This window comes from Serratia sp. CY40230 (genome assembly GCF_052168835.1).
GTDB lineage: Bacteria > Pseudomonadota > Gammaproteobacteria > Enterobacterales > Enterobacteriaceae > Serratia > Serratia nematodiphila.
The window spans coordinates 855,233-878,207 of the sequence record NZ_JBJNLX010000002.1; the positions used below are offsets into that span (position 1 = coordinate 855,233).

Annotated in this window: 17 protein-coding genes; 7 read left to right on the forward strand and 10 right to left on the reverse strand. The window is 61.0% G+C overall.

The genetic code is table 11. The annotated features are described in order from the left end of the window. Nucleotides 1–10 precede the first annotated feature (10 nt). The 4 genes from secD to queA form a co-directional block, all read right to left on the reverse strand. Complete coding sequence (secD, locus tag ACJ8IJ_RS11285; protein ID WP_004940390.1) at nt 11–1,858, reverse strand: protein translocase subunit SecD; 1,848 nt, start codon at nt 1,856–1,858, stop codon at nt 11–13. Nucleotides 1,859–1,882: 24 nt separating this feature from the next. Continuing rightward, nucleotides 1,883–2,215 (reverse strand): preprotein translocase subunit YajC, encoded by a 333-nt coding sequence (yajC, locus tag ACJ8IJ_RS11290; RefSeq protein ID WP_004940391.1) that lies wholly within the window; start codon nt 2,213–2,215, stop codon nt 1,883–1,885. A 33-nt stretch (nt 2,216–2,248) separates the two neighbouring features. Further along, complete coding sequence (gene tgt / locus ACJ8IJ_RS11295; protein WP_004940392.1) at nt 2,249–3,373, reverse strand: tRNA guanosine(34) transglycosylase Tgt; 1,125 nt, start codon at nt 3,371–3,373, stop codon at nt 2,249–2,251. A 72-nt stretch (nt 3,374–3,445) separates the two neighbouring features. Beyond that, nucleotides 3,446–4,516, reverse strand: a complete 1,071-nt coding sequence (gene queA, locus ACJ8IJ_RS11300) for a tRNA preQ1(34) S-adenosylmethionine ribosyltransferase-isomerase QueA (RefSeq protein WP_004940394.1) — start codon at nt 4,514–4,516, stop codon at nt 3,446–3,448. A 120-nt stretch (nt 4,517–4,636) separates the two neighbouring features. Between queA and ACJ8IJ_RS11305 the strand changes: the two genes are divergently transcribed. The 3 genes from ACJ8IJ_RS11305 to ggt all read left to right on the forward strand — a co-directional run bounded on the left by ACJ8IJ_RS11305 (nt 4,637) and on the right by ggt (nt 8,048). Beyond that, nucleotides 4,637–5,218 (forward strand): ACP phosphodiesterase, encoded by a 582-nt coding sequence (locus tag ACJ8IJ_RS11305; protein WP_004940396.1) that lies wholly within the window; start codon nt 4,637–4,639, stop codon nt 5,216–5,218. 229 nt (nt 5,219–5,447) lie between these two features. Then, a complete protein-coding gene (locus ACJ8IJ_RS11310) occupies nt 5,448–6,050 on the forward strand; it encodes a peroxiredoxin C (RefSeq protein WP_004940403.1) in 603 nt (200 codons plus the stop codon). Nucleotides 6,051–6,284: 234 nt separating this feature from the next. Next, nucleotides 6,285–8,048 (forward strand): gamma-glutamyltransferase, encoded by a 1,764-nt coding sequence (gene ggt / locus ACJ8IJ_RS11315; RefSeq protein ID WP_015376829.1) that lies wholly within the window; start codon nt 6,285–6,287, stop codon nt 8,046–8,048. A gap of 53 nt (nt 8,049–8,101) precedes the next feature. Here the strand turns inward: ggt and malZ are convergent, their stop codons facing one another. After that, on the reverse strand, nt 8,102–9,925 hold the full coding sequence (malZ, locus tag ACJ8IJ_RS11320; RefSeq protein WP_442518628.1) for a maltodextrin glucosidase: 1,824 nt from the start codon (nt 9,923–9,925) through the stop codon (nt 8,102–8,104). Nucleotides 9,926–10,171: 246 nt separating this feature from the next. Between malZ and ACJ8IJ_RS11325 the strand changes: the two genes are divergently transcribed. Together ACJ8IJ_RS11325 and ACJ8IJ_RS11330 are read left to right on the forward strand one after the other, a co-directional pair. Beyond that, nucleotides 10,172–11,428 carry a mechanosensitive ion channel family protein gene (locus ACJ8IJ_RS11325; protein ID WP_004940416.1) on the forward strand — a complete coding sequence of 419 codons (1,257 nt, stop codon included), beginning with the start codon at nt 10,172–10,174 and terminating at the stop codon, nt 11,426–11,428. A gap of 132 nt (nt 11,429–11,560) precedes the next feature. Then, on the forward strand, nt 11,561–11,824 hold the full coding sequence (locus ACJ8IJ_RS11330) for a hypothetical protein (protein ID WP_088381285.1): 264 nt from the start codon (nt 11,561–11,563) through the stop codon (nt 11,822–11,824). A gap of 32 nt (nt 11,825–11,856) precedes the next feature. On the opposite strand, the gene proY is transcribed toward ACJ8IJ_RS11330, so the two are convergent. From proY to phoB, 5 genes are all read right to left on the reverse strand, one after another. Beyond that, on the reverse strand, nt 11,857–13,263 hold the full coding sequence (gene proY / locus ACJ8IJ_RS11335; protein WP_004940425.1) for a proline-specific permease ProY: 1,407 nt from the start codon (nt 13,261–13,263) through the stop codon (nt 11,857–11,859). Between the two features lie 73 nt (nt 13,264–13,336). Continuing rightward, nucleotides 13,337–14,653, reverse strand: coding sequence for a branched-chain amino acid transport system II carrier protein (gene brnQ / locus ACJ8IJ_RS11340; RefSeq protein ID WP_015376824.1), 1,317 nt, complete (start codon nt 14,651–14,653; stop codon nt 13,337–13,339). A gap of 485 nt (nt 14,654–15,138) precedes the next feature. Then, nucleotides 15,139–16,101: a PstS family phosphate ABC transporter substrate-binding protein gene (locus ACJ8IJ_RS11345; protein WP_004940432.1), complete on the reverse strand. Its 963-nt coding sequence runs from the start codon at nt 16,099–16,101 to the stop codon at nt 15,139–15,141. A gap of 14 nt (nt 16,102–16,115) precedes the next feature. Beyond that, the gene (gene phoR, locus ACJ8IJ_RS11350; protein WP_004940434.1) at nt 16,116–17,432 is read right to left on the reverse strand and encodes a phosphate regulon sensor histidine kinase PhoR; all 1,317 of its coding nucleotides are present in this window, start codon (nt 17,430–17,432) and stop codon (nt 16,116–16,118) included. Nucleotides 17,433–17,456: 24 nt separating this feature from the next. Continuing rightward, nucleotides 17,457–18,146, reverse strand: coding sequence for a phosphate response regulator transcription factor PhoB (gene phoB / locus ACJ8IJ_RS11355; protein ID WP_004940438.1), 690 nt, complete (start codon nt 18,144–18,146; stop codon nt 17,457–17,459). A gap of 215 nt (nt 18,147–18,361) precedes the next feature. On the opposite strand from phoB, the gene sbcD reads away from it, so the two are divergent. Together sbcD and sbcC are read left to right on the forward strand one after the other, a co-directional pair. Next, a complete protein-coding gene (gene sbcD / locus ACJ8IJ_RS11360) occupies nt 18,362–19,594 on the forward strand; it encodes an exonuclease subunit SbcD (RefSeq protein ID WP_265260932.1) in 1,233 nt (410 codons plus the stop codon). Continuing rightward, nucleotides 19,591–22,842: an exonuclease subunit SbcC gene (gene sbcC / locus ACJ8IJ_RS11365; protein ID WP_442518629.1), complete on the forward strand. Its 3,252-nt coding sequence runs from the start codon at nt 19,591–19,593 to the stop codon at nt 22,840–22,842. The genes sbcD and sbcC overlap by 4 nt, the downstream gene beginning before the upstream one ends. The last annotated feature ends 133 nt before the right edge of the window (nt 22,843–22,975 follow it).

Genomic DNA, 22,975 nt, shown 5'->3' on the forward strand with positions numbered 1-22,975 from the left:
AACGCACTCCTCAGATAGACAGCTTGTTAATGCGTTTGCCGCCGTAAAGCAGGTTGACGATGGCACGGGTACCGACAATCGCGGTGAACATGGACGTCGCCACACCGATAGCGGTGGTGATCGCAAAGCCCTTGATCGAACCGGTGCCCACTGCGTACAGGATGACCGCGGTGATCAGGGTGGTGATGTTGGCGTCGACGATACTGGAGAACGCGCCTTTATAGCCCTCATGGATCGCCTGCTGAACGGACCGGCCGTTCTTCAGCTCCTCCTTGATACGTTCGTTAATCAGTACGTTGGCGTCAACCGCCACCGCCAGCGTCAACACGATCCCGGCAATACCCGGCATGGTCAGCGTCGCCCCCGGCAACAGGGACATCACGCCGACAATCAGCACCAGGTTGGCGACCAGCGCCGTGGTGGCGATCACGCCGAACTTACGGTACCAGACCACCATGAAGACGATGGACGCCACCAGGCCCCACAGACAGGCTTCCAGACCTTGGGTGATGTTCTGCTGACCCAGGGTTGGACCGATGGTGCGCTCTTCGACGATCTGAATCGGCGCGATCAGCGCACCCGCACGCAGCAGCAGCGAAAGCTGACGCGCTTCGTTCGGGTTGCCGATGCCGGTGATGCGGAAGCTGTTGCCCAGACGCGACTGAATGTTCGCCACGTTGATCACTTCTTCCTGTTTCACCAGCACCGCACGGCCGTTGGCGTCTTTCTTGCCGCTGTCCTTATACTCCACGAACAGGGTCGCCATCGGCTTGCCGATGTTGTCCTTGGTGAAGTTGGACATCGACGTGCCGCCGGCGCTGTCCAGCGAGATGTTAACCTGCGGCTGGTTGTATTCGTCGGTGCTCGAAGTGGAGTCGGTGATGTGGTCACCGGTCAGGATCACGCGCTTGTACAGCACGATCGGCTGGCCGTCACGGGTATATTTCACCTCGGAGTCGCCCGGCACGCGGCCGTTGGCCGCCGCAGTGGCGTCCGCATTGGTGTTCACCAGACGGAACTCCAGGGTCGCGGTGGCGCCCAGAATTTCTTTGGCGCGCGCGGTGTCCTGAATGCCCGGCAGCTCAACCACGATGCGGTCGGCGCCCTGGCGCTGCACCAGCGGTTCGGCGACGCCGAGCTGGTTGACGCGGTTACGCAGGATAGTGATGTTCTGCTGTACGGCGTATTCGCGCGCTTCGCTCAGACGGGCGTCCGTCAGGTTGGCTTTCATGGTGTTGGCGCCATTGGCGGACAGCACCAGATCGCGCTGACGCGGGCCGATGTAGCTGATGGCCTGGTCACGGGCCGCATCGTCGCGGAAGCGAACTTCCACGCCGTTGTTGTCCAGCTTGCGGATAGACGCGTAAGGAATGCCCTTCTCACGCAGCTCGCTGCGCAGGGTATCCATGGTCTGTTCCTGCAGCTTGCTCAACGCGGTGTCCATGTCCACTTCCATCAGGAAGTGCACGCCGCCGCGCAGGTCCAGGCCGAGTTTCATCGGCTCTGCGCCCAGCATGGCCAGCCAGGTCGGCGTGGCCGGCGCCAGGTTCAGCGCCACGACGAATTTGTCACCCAGCTCGGTCACCAGCGCTTCGCGGGCGCGCAGCTGAACGTCAGGATCTTTAAAGCGAGCCAGGATGGCGCCATTTTCCAGCGCAATCGACTTGCTCGCGATGTTGTCTTTTTCTAATACGGTACGGACCTGGTCCAGCGTAGTTTCACTGGCGGCGACGCCGCGCGCGCCAGTGATTTGTACGGCCGGATCCTCACCGTAGATGTTGGGAAGCGCATAAAGCAGACCGACGAGGATCACGACGATCAACATCAGATACTTCCACAAAGGATAACGGTTTAGCACGGCAATTCCCTTCGGGAAAAAAGATTACAGGGCCTTCATGGTACCTTTCGGCAGAACGGCCGCCACGAAGTCACGCTTGATCATCACTTCCGTGGTGTCGTTCAGCGCGATGGCGATGATGCCGGTGTCGGCCACTTTGGTCACGCGACCGATCAGGCCGCCGGTGGTCAGCACTTCGTCGCCTTTACCGATAGAGTCCATCAGCTTCTTGTGATCTTTCGCGCGTTTCTGCTGTGGGCGCAGGATCATGAAGTAGAAGATCAGGCCGAACACCACCAGCATAATGATCAGAGAGTACGGGCTTCCCTGAGCCGGAGCCCCTGCGGATGCGACGGCGTCAGAAATGAAAAAGCTCATTGAAATTCCCTCATTAAGTTATCAATTATTAGATCAAGCGTTTAAAGGCGGAATCGGCTTGCCGATCCGACCATAGAAATCCGCAACAAACTGCTCTAATTTACCCTCTTCAATAGCCTGGCGTAAACCCGCCATCAGGCGCTGGTAGTGACGCAGGTTATGAATCGTGTTCAGTCGAGCACCCAATATTTCGTTGCAACGGTCGAGATGGTGCAAGTAGGCGCGGCTGTAATGGCGACAAGTGTAGCAATCACAGTCCTTATCCAGCGGAGAAGTATCATCCTTGTGCTTGGCATTACGGATTTTTACCACACCGTCAGTCACGAACAAATGGCCGTTGCGGGCGTTGCGGGTCGGCATGACGCAGTCGAACATGTCGATGCCGCGGCGCACGCCTTCCACCAAATCTTCCGGCTTGCCGACGCCCATCAAATAGCGTGGCTTATCTTCCGGAATTTGCGGGCAAACGTGTTCAAGAATGCGATGCATATCCTCTTTCGGCTCGCCTACAGCCAAGCCGCCCACAGCGTACCCGTCAAAGCCGATATCCACCAGCCCTTTGACGGAAACATCACGTAAATCTTCGTAAACGCCGCCCTGAATGATGCCGAACAGCGCATTTTTATTTTCCAGTTCGTCGAAACGCTTGCGGCTGCGCTCCGCCCAGCGCAGCGACATTTCCATCGAACGCTTGGCGTAGTCCCAGTCGGCCGGGTACGGCGTGCATTCGTCGAAGATCATCACGATGTCGGAGCCCAGGTCATACTGGATTTCCATCGATTTTTCCGGGCTCAGGAACACCTTGTCGCCGTTGATCGGGTTGCGGAAGTACACGCCTTCCTCTTTGATCTTGCGCATCGCCCCCAGGCTGAACACCTGGAAACCGCCGGAGTCGGTGAGGATCGGACCTGGCCACTGCATGAAGTCGTGCAGATCGCCGTGCAGTTTCATGATCTCCTGGCCCGGGCGCAGCCACAGGTGGAAGGTGTTGCCCAGCAGGATCTGCGCGCCGGTCTCTTTCACTTCTTCCGGCGTCATGCCCTTGACCGTGCCGTAGGTGCCGACCGGCATAAAGGCCGGGGTTTCCACCACGCCGCGGTCGAAAATCAGGCGGCCGCGGCGAGCGCGGCCATCGGTAGTTTGTAGTTCGTACTTCACAAAGCCTCCAGCATCAGAGAAACAGTCTGATGTCGTTGAAACGGGGCCGCGCCGTGCGCGCAGCCCGGGAATTTAGCCGCCGACGGATTCGTTTTCCGCCTGCGGATTACGGCTGATGAACATCGCATCGCCGTAGCTGAAAAAGCGATACTGCTCGGCCACCGCCTGCTGATAGGCGTTCATGGTATTTTTGTAGCCGGCGAAGGCCGATACCAGCATGATCAGGGTGGATTCCGGCAGGTGGAAGTTGGTCACCAGCGCGTCGATCACCTGGTAGTGATAGCCCGGATAGATAAAGATACTGGTGTCGCCGAAGAACGGCGCAATCAGCGCCTCTTTGCTGGCCGCCGCGGCGCTTTCCAGCGAACGCACCGAGGTGGTGCCCACCGCCACCACGCGCTTGCCGCGCGCTTTGCAGGCCAGCACCGCATCCACGACCTCCTGCGGCACCTCGGCGTATTCGGCGTGCATCACGTGATCTTCGATGGTTTCCACGCGCACCGGCTGGAAGGTGCCGGCGCCGACGTGCAGCGTCACGAACGCCATTTCCACGCCCTTGGCGCGCAGCGCCGCCAACAGCGGTTCGTCGAAGTGCAGGCCGGCGGTCGGCGCGGCGACCGCGCCCGGCTTCTCGCTGTAGACCGTCTGATACAGCTCGCGGTCCGCGTCTTCATCCGGGCGGGCGATATAAGGCGGCAGCGGCATGTGGCCAGCGGCGTTGAGGATTGTGAACACGTCGCGCTCGTCGTTGAAGCGCAGCTCGAACAGCGTCTCGTGGCGCGCCACCATGGTGGCGGCGATGCTCTCGTCATCCCCCAGCAGCAGCTCGGCGCCCGGCTTCGGCGCTTTCGACGCGCGCACGTGCGCCAGCACGCGATGGTCGTCCAGCACGCGCTCCACCAGCACTTCAATCTTGCCGCCGCTGACCTTGCGGCCGAACATGCGCGCCGGGATCACGCGGGTATTGTTGAACACCAGCAGATCGCCGGCCTCCAGCTTGTCCAGCAGATCGGTGAATACGCCATGCGTCAGCGCCCCGCTCGGCCCGTCCAGCTGCAGCAGGCGGCATGCGCTGCGCTCGGCCTGGGGATAATGGGCAATCAGGGATTCGGGAAGTTCAAACGAAAAATCAGCGACGCGCATGGGTATTCACTTCTTCAATTTAGGACTGGTTGGTAAAAAACAGGCGGCCTAGTCTAAAGCCGGGGGCGGTCAGCGGCAAGAAATAAGGAGGATTTGCCTGACTTCAGGTATAGTTGAGGGATGAATTTTCTCGCTCATCTTCACCTGGCCATGCTGGCGGACAGCTCGCTGCTGGGCAACCTGCTGGCCGACTTCGTGCGCGGCAACCCCGCCGCCGACTACCAGCCCGACGTGGTGGCCGGCATCATGATGCACCGCCGCGTCGACGTGTTGACCGACAGCCTGCCGCAGGTCAAAACCAGCCGCGACTATTTCAGCGCCCCCTACCGCCGCGTGGCGCCGATCACCCTCGACGTGGTGTGGGACCATTTTCTGGCGCGCCACTGGCAGCAACTGGAGCCCTCGCGCGATCTGCACCAGTTCACCCAGGAAGCCCGCAGCCAGATCGAACCTTACCTGCCGCTCACGCCGCCGCGTTTTCAGAACCTGAACGGCTATCTGTGGCCGGAGCGCTGGCTGGAACGCTACGCCGAATTGCCGTTCATCGCCCGGGTGCTGCAGGGCATGGCCAGCCGCCGCCCGCGCCTTGAGGCGCTGGCCGGCTCGTTCGCCGACGTCGAACAACATTATCATCAGCTTGAAACACAATTCTGGCAGTTTTATCCGCAAATGATGCGGCAGGCGAAGGAAAAAACGCTCTGAGGTCAAGCCCAAGCGTTTGAAATTGCAGCACCTTGCAAGAATTTACGTTTTGCCGCTTGCCCTTTTGTGGGAAAAGGTTATTTTTAAAGCTCGATAAATTATATCAACGACTTTGATAGGTGAAAGCTATCTCATCGATTGGTCTTTTACCCTTTATTCACCAAGTCACGGCCCCTATACTGGCCCTTGTTTTTACATCCACCCTTTAACACCTATTACAGGAGTAATTATGGTCCTGGTAACTCGTCAAGCCCCTGACTTCACTGCAGCTGCCGTACTGGGTAGCGGCGAAATCGTTGAAAACTTCAACCTGAAGAAGCACCTGAACGGCAAACCAGCCGTGCTGTTCTTCTGGCCAATGGACTTCACCTTCGTATGCCCTTCCGAGCTGATCGCTTTCGATCACCGCTATGAAGAGTTCCAGAAGCGTGGCGTTGAAGTGGTTGGCGTTTCCTTCGACTCAGAATTCGTTCACAACGCATGGCGTAAAACCCCTGTCGACAAAGGCGGCATCGGTGAAGTGAAATACGCAATGGTTGCTGACGTTAAGCGTGAAATCCAGAAAGCTTACGGCATCGAACACCCGGAAGCCGGCGTTGCGCTGCGCGGCTCCTTCCTGATCGACAAAGACGGCATCGTGCGTGCTCAGGTGGTTAACGACCTGCCAATCGGCCGTAACATCGACGAAATGATCCGTACCGTTGACGCGCTGCAATTCCACGAAGAGCACGGTGAAGTGTGCCCGGCTCAGTGGGAAAAAGGCAAAGCAGGTATGGGCGCTTCCCCAGACGGCGTGGCAAAATACCTGTCTGAAAACGCTGCCAAGCTGTAATTTCAGCCTGATAGTGAATCAACCGGCCCCCGCGGCCGGTTTTTTTATGCTCCATTTTGGGGCAGCCCGCCCGCCTTCAGTGCTTTATTTCCCTGTTTCCGCTCACATTTCCTACCCTGTTCACCGCGCATACGCCCATCTGCGGCTACTATCAATAACGCTGGCTCGCGCTTTGCAAGCGAACAACGGCAAGCAAACACAACACAATAAAAAACTGACAGGGTAGGAATAACTATGTTTTTACAGAAATGGAGCAAACCCCTGACCATGGCGGCGCTGCTGGTCAGCGGCAGCCTGTATGCGGCATCCAACCCGGCGGTGGAAGCCCAAAACGGCATGGTGGTCACCTCGCAGCATCTGGCCTCGCAGGTCGGCGTGGATATCCTGAAAATGGGCGGCAACGCCATCGACGCCGCCGTGGCGGTCGGCTACGCGCAGGCGGTGGTTAACCCCTGCTGCGGCAACATCGGCGGCGGCGGCTTTATGACCGTCCACCTGGCGGACGGCACCGACACCTTCATCAACTTCCGCGAAACCGCGCCGGCGGCGGCCAGCGCCAACATGTATCTGGACGCCGACGGCAAGGTGAAGAAAGACGCCAGCCTGTACGGCTATCTGGCGGCGGGCGTGCCGGGCACCGTGCTGGGAATGGAAACCGCGCGTGAGAAGTACGGCAAACTGAGCCGCGAACAGGTGCTGGCGCCGGCGATCAAGCTGGCGCGCGAAGGCTTTGTGCTGACCCGCGCCGATACCGATATTCTCGACACCACCGTTGCACGTTTCAAACAGGATCCCGAGTCGGCCAAAATCTTCCTGCGCCCGGACGGCAGCCCGCTGCAGCCGGGGGATAAACTGGTGCAAACCGATCTGGCCAACACGCTGGAGGCCATCGCCAAAGGCGGAACCGACGCCTTCTATAAAGGCAAGATCCCGCAGGCGGTGGAGGCGGCGGCCAAACAGGGCGGCGGCATTTTGACGGCGGCCGACTTCGCCAACTATAAAGTCACCGAAACCCCGCCGATCACCTGCAGCTATCGCGGCTACAAGTTCGTGTCAGCGCCGCCTCCCAGCTCCGGCGGCGTGACGCTGTGCGAAATCCTCAACGTGGTGGAAGGCTATGATCTGAAGAGCATGGGCTTCAACTCGGCGGCGGCCATTCACACCATGACCGAAGCGATGCGCCATGCCTACATGGATCGCAACACCTACCTGGGCGACCCGGAATTCATCAAGAACCCGATCGACCGGCTGGTGAGCAAGAGCTACGCCGAGCAGATCCGCAAGAAAATCGTCGCGGACAAGGCCACGCCGTCGGAAAACGTGCAGCCCGGCATGGAGCCGCATGAGAAGCCGGAAACCACCCACTATTCGATCGTCGATCACGACGGCAACGCGGTCTCCACCACCTATACCGTCAACGGCCGCTTCGGCGCCGTGGTGATCGCACCGGGCACCGGCTTCTTCCTCAATGACGAGATGGACGACTTTACAGTCAAAGTGGGCGAGAAAAACCTGTACGGGCTGGTGCAGGGCACCGCCAACAGCATTGCCCCCGGTAAGCGCCCACTATCGTCAATGAGCCCGACGCTGGTAACCAAGGACAACAAGATCTTTATGGTGCTAGGCTCGCCTGGTGGTTCGCGCATCATCACCATCACCCTGCAGACTGCGTTGAACGTGATCGACCACGGCATGGCGCCGCAGGAAGCGGTAGACGCACCGCGCATCCATCACCAATGGTTGCCGGATGAGGTGTACTACGAACAGCGCGGCGTTTCCGCCGATACGCTGAAGCTGCTGAGCGGCATGGGTTATAAGATGGTCGAGCAAACGCCGTGGGGCGCCGCCGAACTGATTCTGGTCGGTTTGCCGGGCGCGGCGGGCGTCAGCCCGGCCAACTCCGGCAACGATTCGGCAGTTTCCGGTAAAGTGCGTGAAGGCTATCTGTACGGCGCCAACGACGTGCGCCGTCCGGCAGGCTCGGCTGTCGGTTACTGATGTAAATACCCACTCACCTTAATCGCGGGGGCGTTTCTGCCCCCGCACTCCCTTTAGCCCTCGCAGCGCCATACGGTGGCCGACTCTTCCGCCAACTGCAGGCGCAACCCGCCCGCCGTTTCGCTCAACTCTCCCCGCCCTTCCACACGCCGCCACGGGCCGCGCGCCAACAGCGGGTTATGCGGCAGCTGCGCCTGGCCGCTGCCGTCGCGCTGCAGCGCCACCAACACCTGCTCCTGCTGATACAGACGCACGAACACCAGCGTTTCGCCGCTGGCGCACAGCACCTGACAGCCGCCGCGGCGCAAGGCCAGGCTCTGTTTACGCAGCGCCGCCATGCGCTGGAACAGCGCCAGCAGCGGCCGATCCCAGTCGCCGACGTCCCACGGGAACGGCTTGCGGCAGAACGGATCGTTGCCGCCGTCCAACCCAATCTCATCGCCATAATAGAGGCAAGGCACACCGATCCAGCTCAGCAGCCACACCGCCGCCATCTGCATGCGCGCCGCGTTCCCCTGCAACAGCGTGAGGAAACGCGCGGTATCGTGGCTGTCCAGCTGATTGAACTGGATCAGCTGGCGGCTGTGCGGCAGCCCGGCGCGGTAACCGTCCATCCACTGCGCGCACCCGGCGGCGTCCAGCCGCACCGGGTGGTAGGCCACGTCCAGCCCCGCTAAAAACGCCCGCACCGGCAGCGCGAATCCCATGTAGTTCATCGCCGCATCCTCCACGCCGGCGTGCAGCCAGCGGCGCGCGTCGCCAAAGTGCTCGCCCAAGACATAGGCCTGCGGATTCTCCTGCTTCACCGCCTGATAGATGCCCGCCAGGTGGCGCAGATTGCCGGTGGCGCCGCCGTTCTCCCCCAGCATATGCACCACGTCCAGCCGCCAGCCGTCGATGCTGTACGGCGGGCGCAGCCAGTGACGCACCACGCTGCCTTCCCCGCGATAGATCGCTTCCGCCACCTGCGGCTCGGCGAAGTTGAGCTTCGGCAGACTGGCGTTGCCCTTCCAGTCGAGCGCGCGGCCGTCCGGGTAGAAGTTGAACCAGCCGCGATACGGCGAATCGGGGTGGTGACAGGCGCCGTTTTCGCCCTGACGATGGCGGTCAAACCACGGGTGCGAATCGCCGGTGTGGTTGAATACCCCGTCCAGCACCAGTTTCATGCCCACCTTGTGAGTGCTTACTCGCAAACGCTGCAGCGCCGCGTTGCCGCCGAAGTGCGGATCGACCTGGTAATAGTCCTCGGTATCGTACTTATGCACGCTCGGCGCGGTAAAAATCGGGTTCAGGTACAACGCCGTCACGCCCAGTTGCTGCAGGTACGGCAGTTTGCCGCTGATGCCGTCCAGATCGCCGCCGTAAAAGGTCGAGGCGGCGTGGCGATCCTCCAACGGGTGCTGCCAGTCGCGCCGAATTACCTCGGCGCCGGCCGCATGATGGCGATAGCTGCCGCTCTGGATGCCGTGCTCGCCGCCGCTGCTGGCGAAGCGATCGGGGAAAATCTGGTAGAACAGCTGATCCGCCACCCACTCGGGGCCATTGTCAGGATCGTCGACGGCGAACTGCGCCAGCTGGCCCGGCGGCGTTGACGACCAGCCCTGCGGGCCGAACCACTGTTGGTGATCGGCCCATAGCAGCTTGAAGCAGTATCGCCGCGTCGGCTCGCCCTCATTCAGCGTCAGGCTGGCCTGGTAGCGCCGCATCCCCTCGTGGCGCTGCGCTTTCATCACCAGCAGCCACTCTTCATTGTCCGGTTCGGCGCGCAAAAACACCCGTTCCGGCAGTTCATCCCCTTGTAACCACAGCGTGATATCCAAACGTTGCCCTTGTTTCACCACAAAAGGCGGGACCGGTTGATGCCAGGCGTTAAGCATACTGTTCTCCTGCTGTACCAAACGAAATCGACGGCGTTCTTCAAGAAACGAACAATGCCACGTTAAGTGCAACTCCCCCTCCTCTCTGGCCGCAAAACCCGGGGATGAGCCGGGGGGCGGAGACCGAAAAATAACGCTAACTTGATGTAAAAAAAGGTAAACAGGTACAAATCCTGCACGTTACCCCTTAGGCTAACGCGTTTTAAGTTTACAGGATATTTTTTGCGCATTTTTTAAGGAGCGGTAATGCAACAACAGATAACGCGCTGGCTGGAACAGTTTGGTTTGGAATTCGGCGGAGTGATGTCGCTGTTGATGGTATTGGGGTTGATTGTTCTGATCTCGGTAGCGATCCACCTGGTGCTGCACCGGGTGGTGTTGGCTGCTCTTCAGCGCCGTGGCCAGCAATCGCAGCGCGTCTGGCAACAGGCCATCACCCAATACAAACTGTTCCAGCGCGTGGCACTGCTGCTGCAAGGGGTGATCATCAGTATCCAGGCGACGCTGTGGCTGCAGAGCGGCAGCCAGACCCAGGCGGTGATCGTCACCGCCGCGCAGGTGTGGATCCTCGCCTTCACCCTGCTGTCGCTGTTCTCGCTGCTGGATACGCTGCTGGCGCTGCTGCGCCAAAGCCCGATTTCCAATCAGCTGCCGCTACGCGGCATTTTCCAGGGCCTGAAACTGGTGGCGGCGATCCTGATCGGCATCATGATCGTCTCATTGCTGATGGGCAAATCGCCGCTGCTGCTGCTCAGCGGCCTGGGCGCCATGACCGCGGTCTTGATGTTGGTGTTCAAGGATCCGATCCTCGGGCTGGTGGCCGGCATTCAGCTCTCCGCCAACGATATGCTCAAGATCGGCGACTGGCTGGAAATGCCGAAATACGGCGCCGACGGCGCGGTCACCGACATCGGCCTGACCACGGTCAAAGTGCGCAACTGGGACAACACCGTCACCACCATCCCCACCTACGCGCTGATCTCCGACTCATTCAAGAACTGGCGTTCGATGTCGGAATCCGGCGGGCGCCGCATCAAGCGCAGCTTGAATATCGACACCGGCAGCGTGCACTTCCTGTCGGAAGAGGAACAGCGCCGCCTGCAGCGCAACCCGCTGCTGCACAGCTATCTGAATAACAAAACCCAGGAGCTGAGCCAGCACAACCAGGAGATCGCCGTCGATCTGGCCTCGCCGCTCAACGGCCGCCGTCTCACCAACCTCGGCACGCTGCGCGCCTATCTGGAAGCCTACCTGCGCGCTCATCCGCGTATTCACCAGAACATGACGCTGATGGTGCGCCAGCTGGCGCCGACGCCGGAGGGCCTGCCGCTGGAAATCTACGCCTTCACCAACACCACGGTCTGGGCGGAGTATGAAAGCATTCAGGCGGATATTTTCGACCATATCCTGGCGGTGATCGACGAGTTCGGCCTGCGCGTGCATCAGACGCCGACCGGCAACGACCTGCGCGGCATGCTGCGACAAAGCGCGAACGCTTCCTGACGTCGGCTGACGTAACTGTGTCTGCTGGTAATTATTCGCTTTCAATTGCCAGCAGATATCTCCATCCCCTTCTTTTCCCCGGCGAAAACGGCGTTAATGCGCCATCACCTTCACCACCGAGAGGGAAAGCCCTTGCTGAAACGGATACGTCATCGGCTGTTTACCCTGATGGCCACGCTGCTGTTTATCGGCTGCCTGCACAGCGCATCGCTGGATGAAAGCCGCATGCCCCGCAATCTGCAACCTTCGCTGAGCGCCCTTAGCAGCAACCTGCAGGACATTCGCGAAGTGCTGGCACGCTGCGCCGGCGAGGAAGAGGAGGAACGCCTGAACGACGGCGGTATGCGCATCGAAGCGCGCGCCGCCGGGGATGAGGAAGTGGAAGATAAACCCTAAAAAAACACCGGCCTCAGCCGGTGTTTTTCCATTTAGTCTTGCTGCGTCGCCAACAGCGCGCGTTTTTTCTGCCGGTTGACCTTGAACCAGTACCCCGCCAGCAGCAACACCACCCAGACCAGGCCGGCGTACAGCGAGACGCGCGTGGTCGGGAAATAGCCGATCAGGCCGATGATGAATACCAGGAACACGATCGCCACCACCGAGGTGAACACCCCGCCGCGCAGCGGGAACGCCAGCTGCTTCACCTGCTCTTTGCTCAGGCTGCGGCGGAAGGCGATTTGGGAGAACAGGATCATGATCCACACCCACACGGTGGCGAAGGTCGCCAGGGAGGCGATCACCAGGAATACGCTCTCCGGCATGATGTAGTTGAGGTACACCGCCAGCAGCAGCGCCAGCATCATCACCACTACCGTCACCCAGGGAATGCCGCGTTTCGACACCTTGCTGAACATCTTCGGCGCATGGCCCTGCTCGGCCATGCCATGCAGCATGCGGCCAACGCCGAACACGTCGCTGTTGATCGCCGACAGCGAAGCGGTGATCACCACGAAGTTGAGGATGCCTGCCGCCACGGTGATGCCCATATGCTGGAAGGTCAGCACGAACGGGCTGCCGTTGGTGCCCACCTGGTTCCACGGGTAGATCGACATGATGACAAACAGCGTACCGACGTAGAACACCAGAATGCGCCACGGCACCGAGTTGATGGCTTTGGGAATCGATTTTTTCGGATCTTTGGCTTCGCCGGCGGTGATGCCGATGATTTCAATGCCGCCGTAAGCGAACATCACCAGCTGCAGCGACAGGATCATGCCGATAACGCCGTTGCTGAAGAAGCCGCCGTTCGACCACAGGTTATGAATGCCGGTCGGTTGCCCGCCGTTGCCGATACCCCAGATGATGATGCCGATGCCGGCCGCGATCATGATGATGATGGTGGCGACCTTGAAGAACGAGAACCAGAACTCCAGCTCGCCGAACACCTTGACGCTCATCAGGTTGATGGCGCCGATGATCAGCACCACGCTCAGCACCCAGATCCAGTGCGGCACTTCCGGGAACCAGACGCCCATATAGATGCCGAAGGCGGTCACGTCGGCGATGGCGACGATCAGAATTTCAAAGCAGTAAGTCCAGCCGGTGATGTAACCCGCCATCGGGCCGAGGTAGTCCTGCGCGTAGCGGGAAAATGAGCTGGCTTGCGGGTTATTGACCGACATCTCCCCCAGTGCGCGCATGATGATGAAGGCCACGATGCCGCCGATCAGGTAAGCCAGCAGCACGCTCGGGCCGGCCATTTTGATGGCGTCCGCCGAGCCGTAGAACAACCCGGTGCCGATGGCCGATCCCAGCGCCATAAAGCGAATATGGCGCGTACTGAGGCCGCGTTTCAGCTTATTGTCGGAGGCGGTGGTGGGTGACTGTTGTTGCATGAAGATGACCCATAGTTTTAAACGTAAAAAAGCCACGGACATGTCCGTGGCCCTGGATTAAGCCGGGGGATTATCAGTGCGCGGTCACTTGGGAACGCGTGCACACCCGATCATAAATCGCGACCAGCACCAGCATCAGCAGCGAAGGCGGCAACCATGCCAACCCCTGCTCCGCCAGCGGCAGGTGAGTGGTCCAGGCCGGCAGCAGCTGCTGGAAGCTGGACGCTTTCACCGCGTCAAGAATACCAAACAACAGGCTGACAAGCATCACCGGCGCGATGATACGCGGCGCGCTGTGCCACCAACGCAGGGTGAAGCTCAGCACCACCAGCACGATGCACGGCGGGTAAATCGCGGTCAGCACCGGAATGGAGATCTGGATCAGGTGGCTCAGGCCGAGGTTGGACACCACCATCGAGAACAGGCCCAGAATAAACACCAGCGTCTTGTACGAGAACGGCAGGTATTGCGCGAAGAACTCGGCGCAGGCGCAGGTCAGGCCTACCGCGGTCACCATGCAGGCGATGAAGATCAGCGCCGCCAGGAAGAAGCTGCCCAGGCCGCCGAAGGTGTTCTGAACGTAAGCGTGCAGGATCACCGCGCCGTTGGTGGCGTCAGGCACCAGCGCGCCGCTGCCGGAACCCAGCTTGAACAGGCTCAGGTACACCAGCGTCAGGCCCACGCCGGCGATCAAACCGGCCAGAATGGTGTAACGGGTCAACAGGCCGGCGTCTTTCACGCCGCGCGAGCGCGCCGCGTTGACGATAACGATGCCGAACACCAGCGCGCCCAGCGTATCCATGGTCAGATAGCCGTTAACGAAGCCGGAGGAGAAAGGCACGCTCTGATAAGCCGTCGTCGCCGGAATCGGCGCGCCGGCAGGCCACAGCAGCGCGGCGATGCCCAGTACGGCCAGCGCGACGATCTTCAGCGGCGCCAACACATGGCCAACGGTATCGAGCAGGCGGCCCGGATACAGAGAGATGCCGATCACCAGCGCGAAATACACCAGGCTATAGATGAACAGCGGCATGGCGCCGTCGCCGGTCAGCGGGGCGATGCCCACCTCAAAGGACACGGTGGCGGTGCGCGGCGTGGCGAACAGCGGGCCGACGGCCAGGTAGCAGACGGTCGCCAGCAGCAGGCCGGCGCCGCGGCCGATCGGCGAACTGAGGGCGTCGATGCCGCCGCCGACGCGCGCCAGCGCGATGACGGTGATGACCGGCAGGCCCACGGCGGTGATCAGGAAGCCCAGCGCCGCAGTCCAGACGTGTTCACCGGACTGCAAGCCGACCATCGGCGGGAAAATGATGTTCCCGGCCCCAACGAATAAGGCAAAGGTCATAAAGCCCAGTGCCAGGATATCTTTTGACGTTAAACGATGACTCATACGATGTCGTGTTGCCTGTTCAAATGAAAAAAATTGTCCGATAGCGTGGTGGCGAAACGCCCCACCCGGTTGCCGGCATGCCCGATCGTCGCAGCGCCAAATAAGCACCCTAAACGCAGTCGATCCGGCGTTTATGTCCCTATTCGAAAGTGGCCGCTCATGAAGATGGGCAAAATTTTAGGAGTTATAAAAATGGAGGTTTAATCCGACAACGAAGGCTAAGGTAAACGTTTATAGCGCTTCAAGGCAAGACGCACGGCGAAAAGCAGAGCTATCGACCATATAAACTTTAGCCACCAGTCGATCATATTGGCTATCAATAAATATACACTACATGATTTGTATCATTTTTGAACAATGAATTCACGAAACGTGAAGCATATATCACTTTACCGCGCGAAAACGCCAATAAATGCCCGGTTTTCGCGTGGTATAAGCTCCGTTTTGCCGTGAGAAAAGGCGAAAATTACGCCGCTTTTTGTCGCTTATTGCACCGTGGCCGGCGCGAGCGGTGGCAACCCGAGCGCCTGGCGGGTCTTCTGCAGGGCGGCCGGCGGCAGTGGCAGATAGCCGTCGTGATTGACCAGGCTTTGCCCTGGTGTCGACAGCACGCGATCGAGAAACGCGGCGGTCAGCGGCTCCAGCGGTTGATGGGGGGCTTTGTTGATGTAGATATACAGATAGCGCGACAGCGGGTAGCGATCGTTGCGCACGTTGGCGGCGGTAGGCGCGACATAGTCCTCTCCCGACTCCGCCAATGGCAGCAGCCGCACGCCGCTGGCGCGAAAGCCAATGCTGGCGTAGCCGATGCCGTTGAGCGAACCGGCCACCGCCTGCACTACCGAGGCCGAACCGGGCAGCTCATTGACGCGCGGCATGAAATCGCCGCCGCACAGCGCGCGCAGTTTGAAATAGCCGTAGGTGCCGGACGCCGAGTTGCGGCCGAAGCGTTGCAGCGAGCGCGTCGCCCAGTCGCCGCGCAGCCCCAGCTCGCCCCAGCGCGTCAGCGGCTGGCTTTCGCCGCAGCGCCGGGTGGCGGAGAAAATGCGGTCGAGCTGCTGCAGGTTGAGGCCGCGCAGCGGATTGTCCTGATGCACCAACACCACCAGCGCATCCACCGCTACCGGCACCGCCAGCGGCGCATAGCCGTAACGGTGTTCGAACGCCGAAACCTCGGCCGCCTTCATCGGCCGGCTCATCGGGCCCAGCTGCGCGGCGCCCGCCGCCAACGCGGTCGGCGCGGTCGACGAACCGGCGGCCTGGATCTGCAGGTTGACGTTGGGATAATGCTGGCTGAAATCCTGCGCCCACAGCGCCATCAGATTCGCCAGCGTGTCGGAGCCGACGCTGGACAGGTTGCCCGCCAACATGCCGTCAGGCTGCGCCAGCGCGCCGCGTCCGGCCAGCAGCGCCAGGCAAAGCAACAGCCCTCGGGTGATTCGGGTCATACCGGTGTCTCGCGTTAATTTTTCACCGCATTCTCTGATAAAGCGGCGGGAACAATCAACCGATTGGGCAAGGTAAAGATAAAGCGGGTGCCGATCCCCGGTTCGCTGAGGATCTCCAGCCGCGCGTCGTGATGGCTGAGCGCGTGCTTGACGATCGCCAGCCCCAGCCCGCTGCCGCCGGTCTGGCGCGAGCGGGCCTTGTCGACGCGGTAGAAACGCTCGGTCAGGCGCGGCAGATGCTCGGCGGCGATGCCAGGCCCGTTGTCGCTGACCTGGAACTGCGCGCCATGCGCCGTCTGCTGCCAGCTGACTTCGATATGGGTGCCCTTCGGCGTGTGGTTGACCGCATTGTACACCAGGTTAGACACCGCGCTGCGCAACTGGTCTTCATTGCCGAACACGTTGAGCTGTTCGTTCACCCGGAAGGTGATCTCGTGATTGCCGCCGCTCAGCGATTGCGCCTCACGCTGCAACACCCGCAGCATCAGCGGAATATCCACCCGCTCGTTCATGTCGACATTGGGCGCCGCCTCGATGCGCGACAGCGTCAGCAACTGCTTGACCAGCCCGTCCATCCGGCGGGTCTGCTCTTGCATGGTGCTCAGCGCCTTGCTGCGCAGCGAACCGTCCTGCTCTTCATCGCCCATCATCTCCAGATAGCCCTGCAGCACCGTCAGCGGCGTACGCAGCTCATGGCTGACGTTGGCGAAGAAGTTGCGCCGCGCGCCCTCCAACTGACGCATCTGGGTGACGTCGCGCGCCACCATCAGCAATTGCCCTTCGGAATACGGCATCACGCGGAATTCGACGTAGTGTTCGTTGTTCAGCTGCAGCGTCAGCGGGCGCGAAAACTCCTGCTGTTGCAGATAGTGGCTGAATTCCGGATAACGCAGCAGGTTAAGGATGTGCTGGCCGTTGTCTTCCGGCCAACGAAAGCCGAGCAGATGCTGCGCCAGCCCGTTGCACCAGAAGATATTGCCTTCGACGGTGGTCATCACCACCGCGTCAGGCAGCGATTCGGCCCCGCTGCGAAAGCGCTTGATCAGCAGCGCCAGCTCGCGCCGGCGGCGGCGGTTGCGCTGCTGCATCTGATACAGGCCATAGAACAGCGGCTCCCAGCTCCAGCGGCCGGGCGGCGGCGTCATGCTGCGGTCGATCCACAGCCAATGGGAGAGTTTGAGCTGGTTGTAGAAATTCCACACCAGCGCAGCCAGCGCAGAAGCCAGCAGGAACCAGGGCAGATAACCAAAAATCAGCCCCAGCAGTAAGGCGGGCAGACAGAAAAGAGCCAGCTCCAAAGCCAGCCTCTTCCACGACAGACGTTCTAACACGGCATATTCTCCAGCGCGGCGCGATCAGTAGCGCGTTGAGAACCGGTAGCCGGTGCCCCGAACGGTTTGAACCATTTTATCATGCCCACTGGTTTCTAACGCCTTGCGGAGCCGACGGATATGCACGTCAACGGTACGGTCTTCCACATAAACGTTAGTGCCCCAGACGTGATTAAGCAACTGCTCGCGGCTATAAACCCGCTCCGGGTGGGTCATAAAGAAGTGCAGCAGCTTGAACTCGGTCGGCCCCATGTCCAGCGCCTGATCGTTCGCCATTACGCGGTGGGAGGACGGATCCAGGCTCAACCCTTGCATTTCAATCACTTCTTCCACCGCCATCGGCGAAATGCGGCGCATGACCGCTTTGATGCGCGCCACCAGCTCCTTGGGCGAGAACGGCTTGGTGATGTAATCATCCGCCCCCACTTCCAGGCCGCGCACCCGGTCTTCTTCTTCGCCGCGCGCGGTCAGCATCATCACCGGGATATCGCGGGTCAGCGCTTCGCGCTTCATATGTTTGATAAACTGAATGCCGGAACCACCGGGCAACATCCAGTCAAGCAACACCAAATCAGGGAACGGCTCAGACAGACGCGTCACGGCGCTGTCATAATCTTCGGCTTCCAACGGTTGGTAACCATTCTGTTCCAACACAAAGCACACCATCTCACGGATCGGCGCTTCGTCTTCCACCACCAGTATGCGTCTTGCCATCGTCAATCCTGCCAATGTGTTAGCGACTTTTCGGGCGCCATTATGCGTCAGTTTTGTGACACTTTTATGAAAAAAACCGGCTGTTATAGGCAGTAAGCATAGCGATTATTTCCCGCAGTAACGAAAAATCATCCGGTTGTCATCATCATTGCGCCGGGACAGCTGCCGCCGCGGCCTTTATAATCATCGCCATTATCTTTACATCCGGGAGTGTCATGCGCCTGATCCACACCTCTGACTGGCACCTTGGCCAGTACTTTTTCACCAAAAGCCGCGCCGCCGAGCACCAGGCTTTTCTGAACTGGCTGATCGAACAGGTAGATCAGCAGCAGGTGGATGCGCTGATCGTCGCCGGAGATCTGTTCGATACCGGCTCGCCGCCCAGCTATGCCCGCGAGCTGTACAACCGCTTCGTGGTGGAACTGCAGCGCACCGGCTGCCAGCTGGTGGTGCTGGGCGGCAACCACGATTCGGTCGCGACGCTGAACGAATCGCGTGAACTGCTCTCCTGCCTGAACACCACGGTGATCGCCAGCGCGCAGGGCGCCCCGGAACAGCAGATCGTGGTGCTTAACCAACGCGACGGCCAGCCGGGCGCGGTGCTGTGCGCCATCCCGTTCCTGCGGCCGCGCGATCTGCTCACCAGCCGCGCCGGCGAATCCGGAGCGCAGAAACAACAGGCGCTGCAGGAAGCCATCGCCGAACATTATCAAGCGCTGTATCAGGCGGCCTGCGAGCGCCGCGACCAGTTGGGCCAGCCGCTGCCGATCGTCGCCACCGGCCACCTGACCACCGTCGGCGTTACCACCTCCGACTCGGTGCGCGACATCTATATCGGCACCCTCGACGCCTTCCCGGCGCAGGCCTTCCCCTCCGCCGACTATATCGCGCTGGGCCACATTCACCGCGCGCAGAACGTCGCCAAATCGGAGCATATTCGCTATAGCGGCTCGCCGATCCCGCTGAGCTTCGATGAGCTGGGCAAAGCCAAAAGCGTCTTCCTGGTGGATTTCGCCGACGGCGCTTTGCAGCGGGTAGAAACGTTAACGATCCCGCAGTTTCAGCCCATGCAACTGATCAAAGGCGATCTGGCCGAGATCGAACGGCAGCTGCGGCAATTTGCCGACTATGCCGGCGAGCTGCCGGTGTGGCTGGATATCGAAGTGGCGACGCAGGACTACCTCAGCGATATCCAGCGCCGCATCCAGCTGATGGCGGATGCGCTGCCGGTGGAAGTGGTGCTGCTGCGGCGCAGTAAAGAGCAGCGCCGCCAGGCGATCGCGCAGCAGGATAAGGAAACGCTCAACGAGCTGAGCGTCAACGAGGTGTTCGAACGGCGCCTGGCGCAGGAGGCCGACATGCCCGAAGCGCGCCAACGGCGGATGCACCAACTGTTCCGCCAGGTGGTCGAGGCAGTGCAGCACAACCCTGAAGAGAGCAACCCATGAAAATCCTCAGCCTGCGGTTAAAAAACCTCAACTCGCTGCAGGGCGAATGGAAGATTGACTTCACCGCCGAGCCGTTCGCCAGCAACGGCCTGTTCGCCATTACCGGCCCGACCGGCGCGGGCAAAACCACCCTGCTGGACGCCATCTGCCTGGCGCTGTACCACCAGACGCCGCGTCTCAACGTCACGCCAAGCCAGAATGAACTGATGACCCGCCACACCGCCGAATCGCTGGCGGAGGTCGAGTTCGAGGTCAAGGGCATCGGCTATCGCGCCTTCTGGAGCCAGCGCCGCGCCAAAAATGCGCCGGACGGCAATCTGCAGGCGCCGAAGGTCGAACTGGCACGCCGCGAGGACGGCAAGATCCTGGCGGACAAGGTGCGCGACAAGCTGGAGCTTACCGCCGCCATCACCGGGCTGGACTTTGGCCGCTTCACCAAATCGATGATGCTGTCTCAGGGGCAGTTCGCCGCGTTCCTCAACGCCGACGCCAACGATCGCGCCGAGCTGCTGGAAGAGCTGACCGGCACCGAAATCTACGGGCGGTTGTCCGAACAGGTGTTCGAGTCGCACAAGCAGGCCAAAACCGATCTGGATGCGTTGCATCAACGCGCCAGCGGCATCGAACTGCTGAACGACGAACAGCGCCAGTCTCTGACCGAACAGCTGGCGGCGCTGAGCGCGCAGGAAATCGCTCTCGGCGAACAAACCCAGCGACAGCAACAGGCGCTGAGCTGGCTGCAGCAATGGCAACGCCTCCGGCAACAGCAAAGCGAGGGGCAATTGCGGCTGGACACTGCCCAGCGCGAGCAGGTGGAGGCCGCCCCGCAGCTGCAGCGGCTGGCGCTCAGCGAGCCGGCCGAGAAATTGCGGCCGCTGCGCAGTGAACGCGATCGCTGCCGCGCCGAGCTGCAGACGATACAACAGCAGGCAGCCCAGCTGACGCAACAGCAGGAACAGCAGTCAGCGCAGCTGGCGCCGCTGCAGCAGGCGGTGGAGAAAACCCGCCAGGCGCAGCAAGCGCATGCCGAACACATGCGGCAACAGCAACAGCTGATCGACGAGCAGGTCGCCCCGCTCGACCATCAAATAGCCCAACTGCTATTGACCCAGGCCGAGCGGCGACAGGCCGGCGATGCCGCCGCGCAGCAGTGCGCCCAGCAGCAGACCGCGCTGGAGCAGCTCACCGTTCAACGCAATCAACTGACGACGCAGGGCGCACAGCATCAGCAGCAATTGAACGCGCTGACCCAAGCGCTGGCCGTTCAACAGCAGCAGCAGCAAGCGCTGGAGGCGCAAACGCCGCAGGCCCCGCTGCGCCAGCGCCTGAGCGTCCTGGCGGATCTGCGCCCGACGCGCCAGCAGCTGTTTACTCTATCCTCTTTATCGCAGCAAATCGTTAAACGGCTGGAACAACAGCGGCAAGAGCTAAACAGCGGTCAACATGAACTTACCCAGTTGGAACCACAGCTAGAACTCATCCGTCAGCGATTTAAGCAGCAGAAAGCCCACCAGGCCGATGTTGAAAAAACCTATGCGCTGGAACAACGGATCGTGGGTCTGGAGGCTGAGCGCGCCCGTTTGCAACCCGGCGCCCCCTGCCCGCTGTGCGGCTCATGCGAGCACCCGGCGGTAGAACAATACCAAGAGGTAAAACTGTCAGAAACCGCGCAACGTCTGGAGCAAATGAAAGTCCAGACCGAAGCATTGCAAAAACAAGGCGTCGAGCTGCGAGCCCGTTACGACAACCTGCAACAGCAATTGCAGCGTCAGCAGCAAACCATCGCGCAGGATGAACAACAGCTGGCCGGCCAACAGCAGCAGTGGCGGCAGCTCAGCGCGCCGCTGGCGTTCGATTTTACGCTGGCGGATGGCGAGCAACTCAGCGCCTGGCTGAACGGCTGCGACGACGAAGAACGGCGCGGGCAACAGGCGCTGCAGCAGCATGAACAGGCGGCGCAGGCGGTACAGCAGGCGAAGGATGCGCTCATCGCTCTGCAAACGCAGCAGCAGCAGACGCAGCAACAACTGGCGTTGCTCGAAGAACGCTTTACGCTGCTGCAGAAAGCCCACGCCGACAGCCTGCAACAGCAGCAAGAGCTGCAACAACGCTGGCAAGAAGGCGAGAAAACCCTTGCCGAACGACGCGCGCAGCGGCTGGCGCTGTTCGGCGAACAGCAGGTCGCCGAGGTGCGCGAACAGCTGCGCGCCAAACAAACCGCCTGTGAACAGGCCAGTTTGCAGGCCGCCGAACAGTGGCAAAAGGCGCAGGAACTGCGCGAGCGCCTGGCCGGCCAGCAGGCCGGGCTGCAACAACAACACACCCAGATGCAGGAGCGGCTGCATCTGGCGCAGCAGCAGTGGCAGCAGGCGCTGGCCGACAGCGAATTCGCCGATGAAACCGCCTTCGCCGCCGCGCTGCTGGACGACGCCCTGCGCCGCGAATTGCAGCAGCGCAAAGAACAGCTGCAACAGCGGCAGGTGGAGGCCGCCGCCCTGCTGACACAGGCGACGCAAACGCTGGAGCAGCATCGGCAGAACCGCCCTGAAGGGCTGGATGAAGCCAACGCGGATCTCAACGCGCTCACCCAATCGCTGGCCGAACTGGCACAGCAGTTGAAGGCGCTGCAGCTGCGCCAGGGCGAACTGCGCAACCAGCTGGAAAGCGACGCCGAACGCCGTCTCAATCAGCAGGCGCTGTTCGAGCAGATCGCCCGCAGCCAGCAAGACTACGATGACTGGAGCTACCTCAACCAACTGATCGGCTCAAAAGAAGGCGACAAGTTCCGCCGCTTCGCTCAGGGGCTGACGCTCGATCATCTGGTGTATCTGGCCAACCTTCAGCTCGGCCGGCTGCACGGGCGCTACCTGCTGCAGCGCAAGACCAGCGACGCGCTGGAGCTGCAGGTGGTGGACACCTGGCAGGCGGATGCGCTGCGAGATACCCGCACCCTGTCCGGCGGCGAGAGCTTCCTGGTCAGCCTGGCGCTGGCGCTGGCGCTGTCCGATCTGGTCAGCCATAAAACCAGCATCGACTCGCTGTTCCTCGACGAAGGTTTCGGCACGCTGGATGCCGAAACCCTCGATACCGCGCTGGACGCGCTGGACAGTCTGAACGCCTCCGGCAAAACCATTGGCGTGATCAGTCACGTCGAGGCGATGAAAGAACGAATTCCGGTGCAGATCAAAGTGAAAAAGGTCAACGGGCTCGGCGTCAGCCGGCTGGAGGCGCACTTCAGGCTGGAATGATCCCGCCGCGCGCGGCGCAGAAGTGTGACCGCGGCGGCACTCCGCAGTGAAAAGCGTTGAGCCGCGGCGAGCACGGGTTATTATGCAGGCATAACAGGATTGTTACTGTATCCCCTTCGCCGCTCAGGCCGCA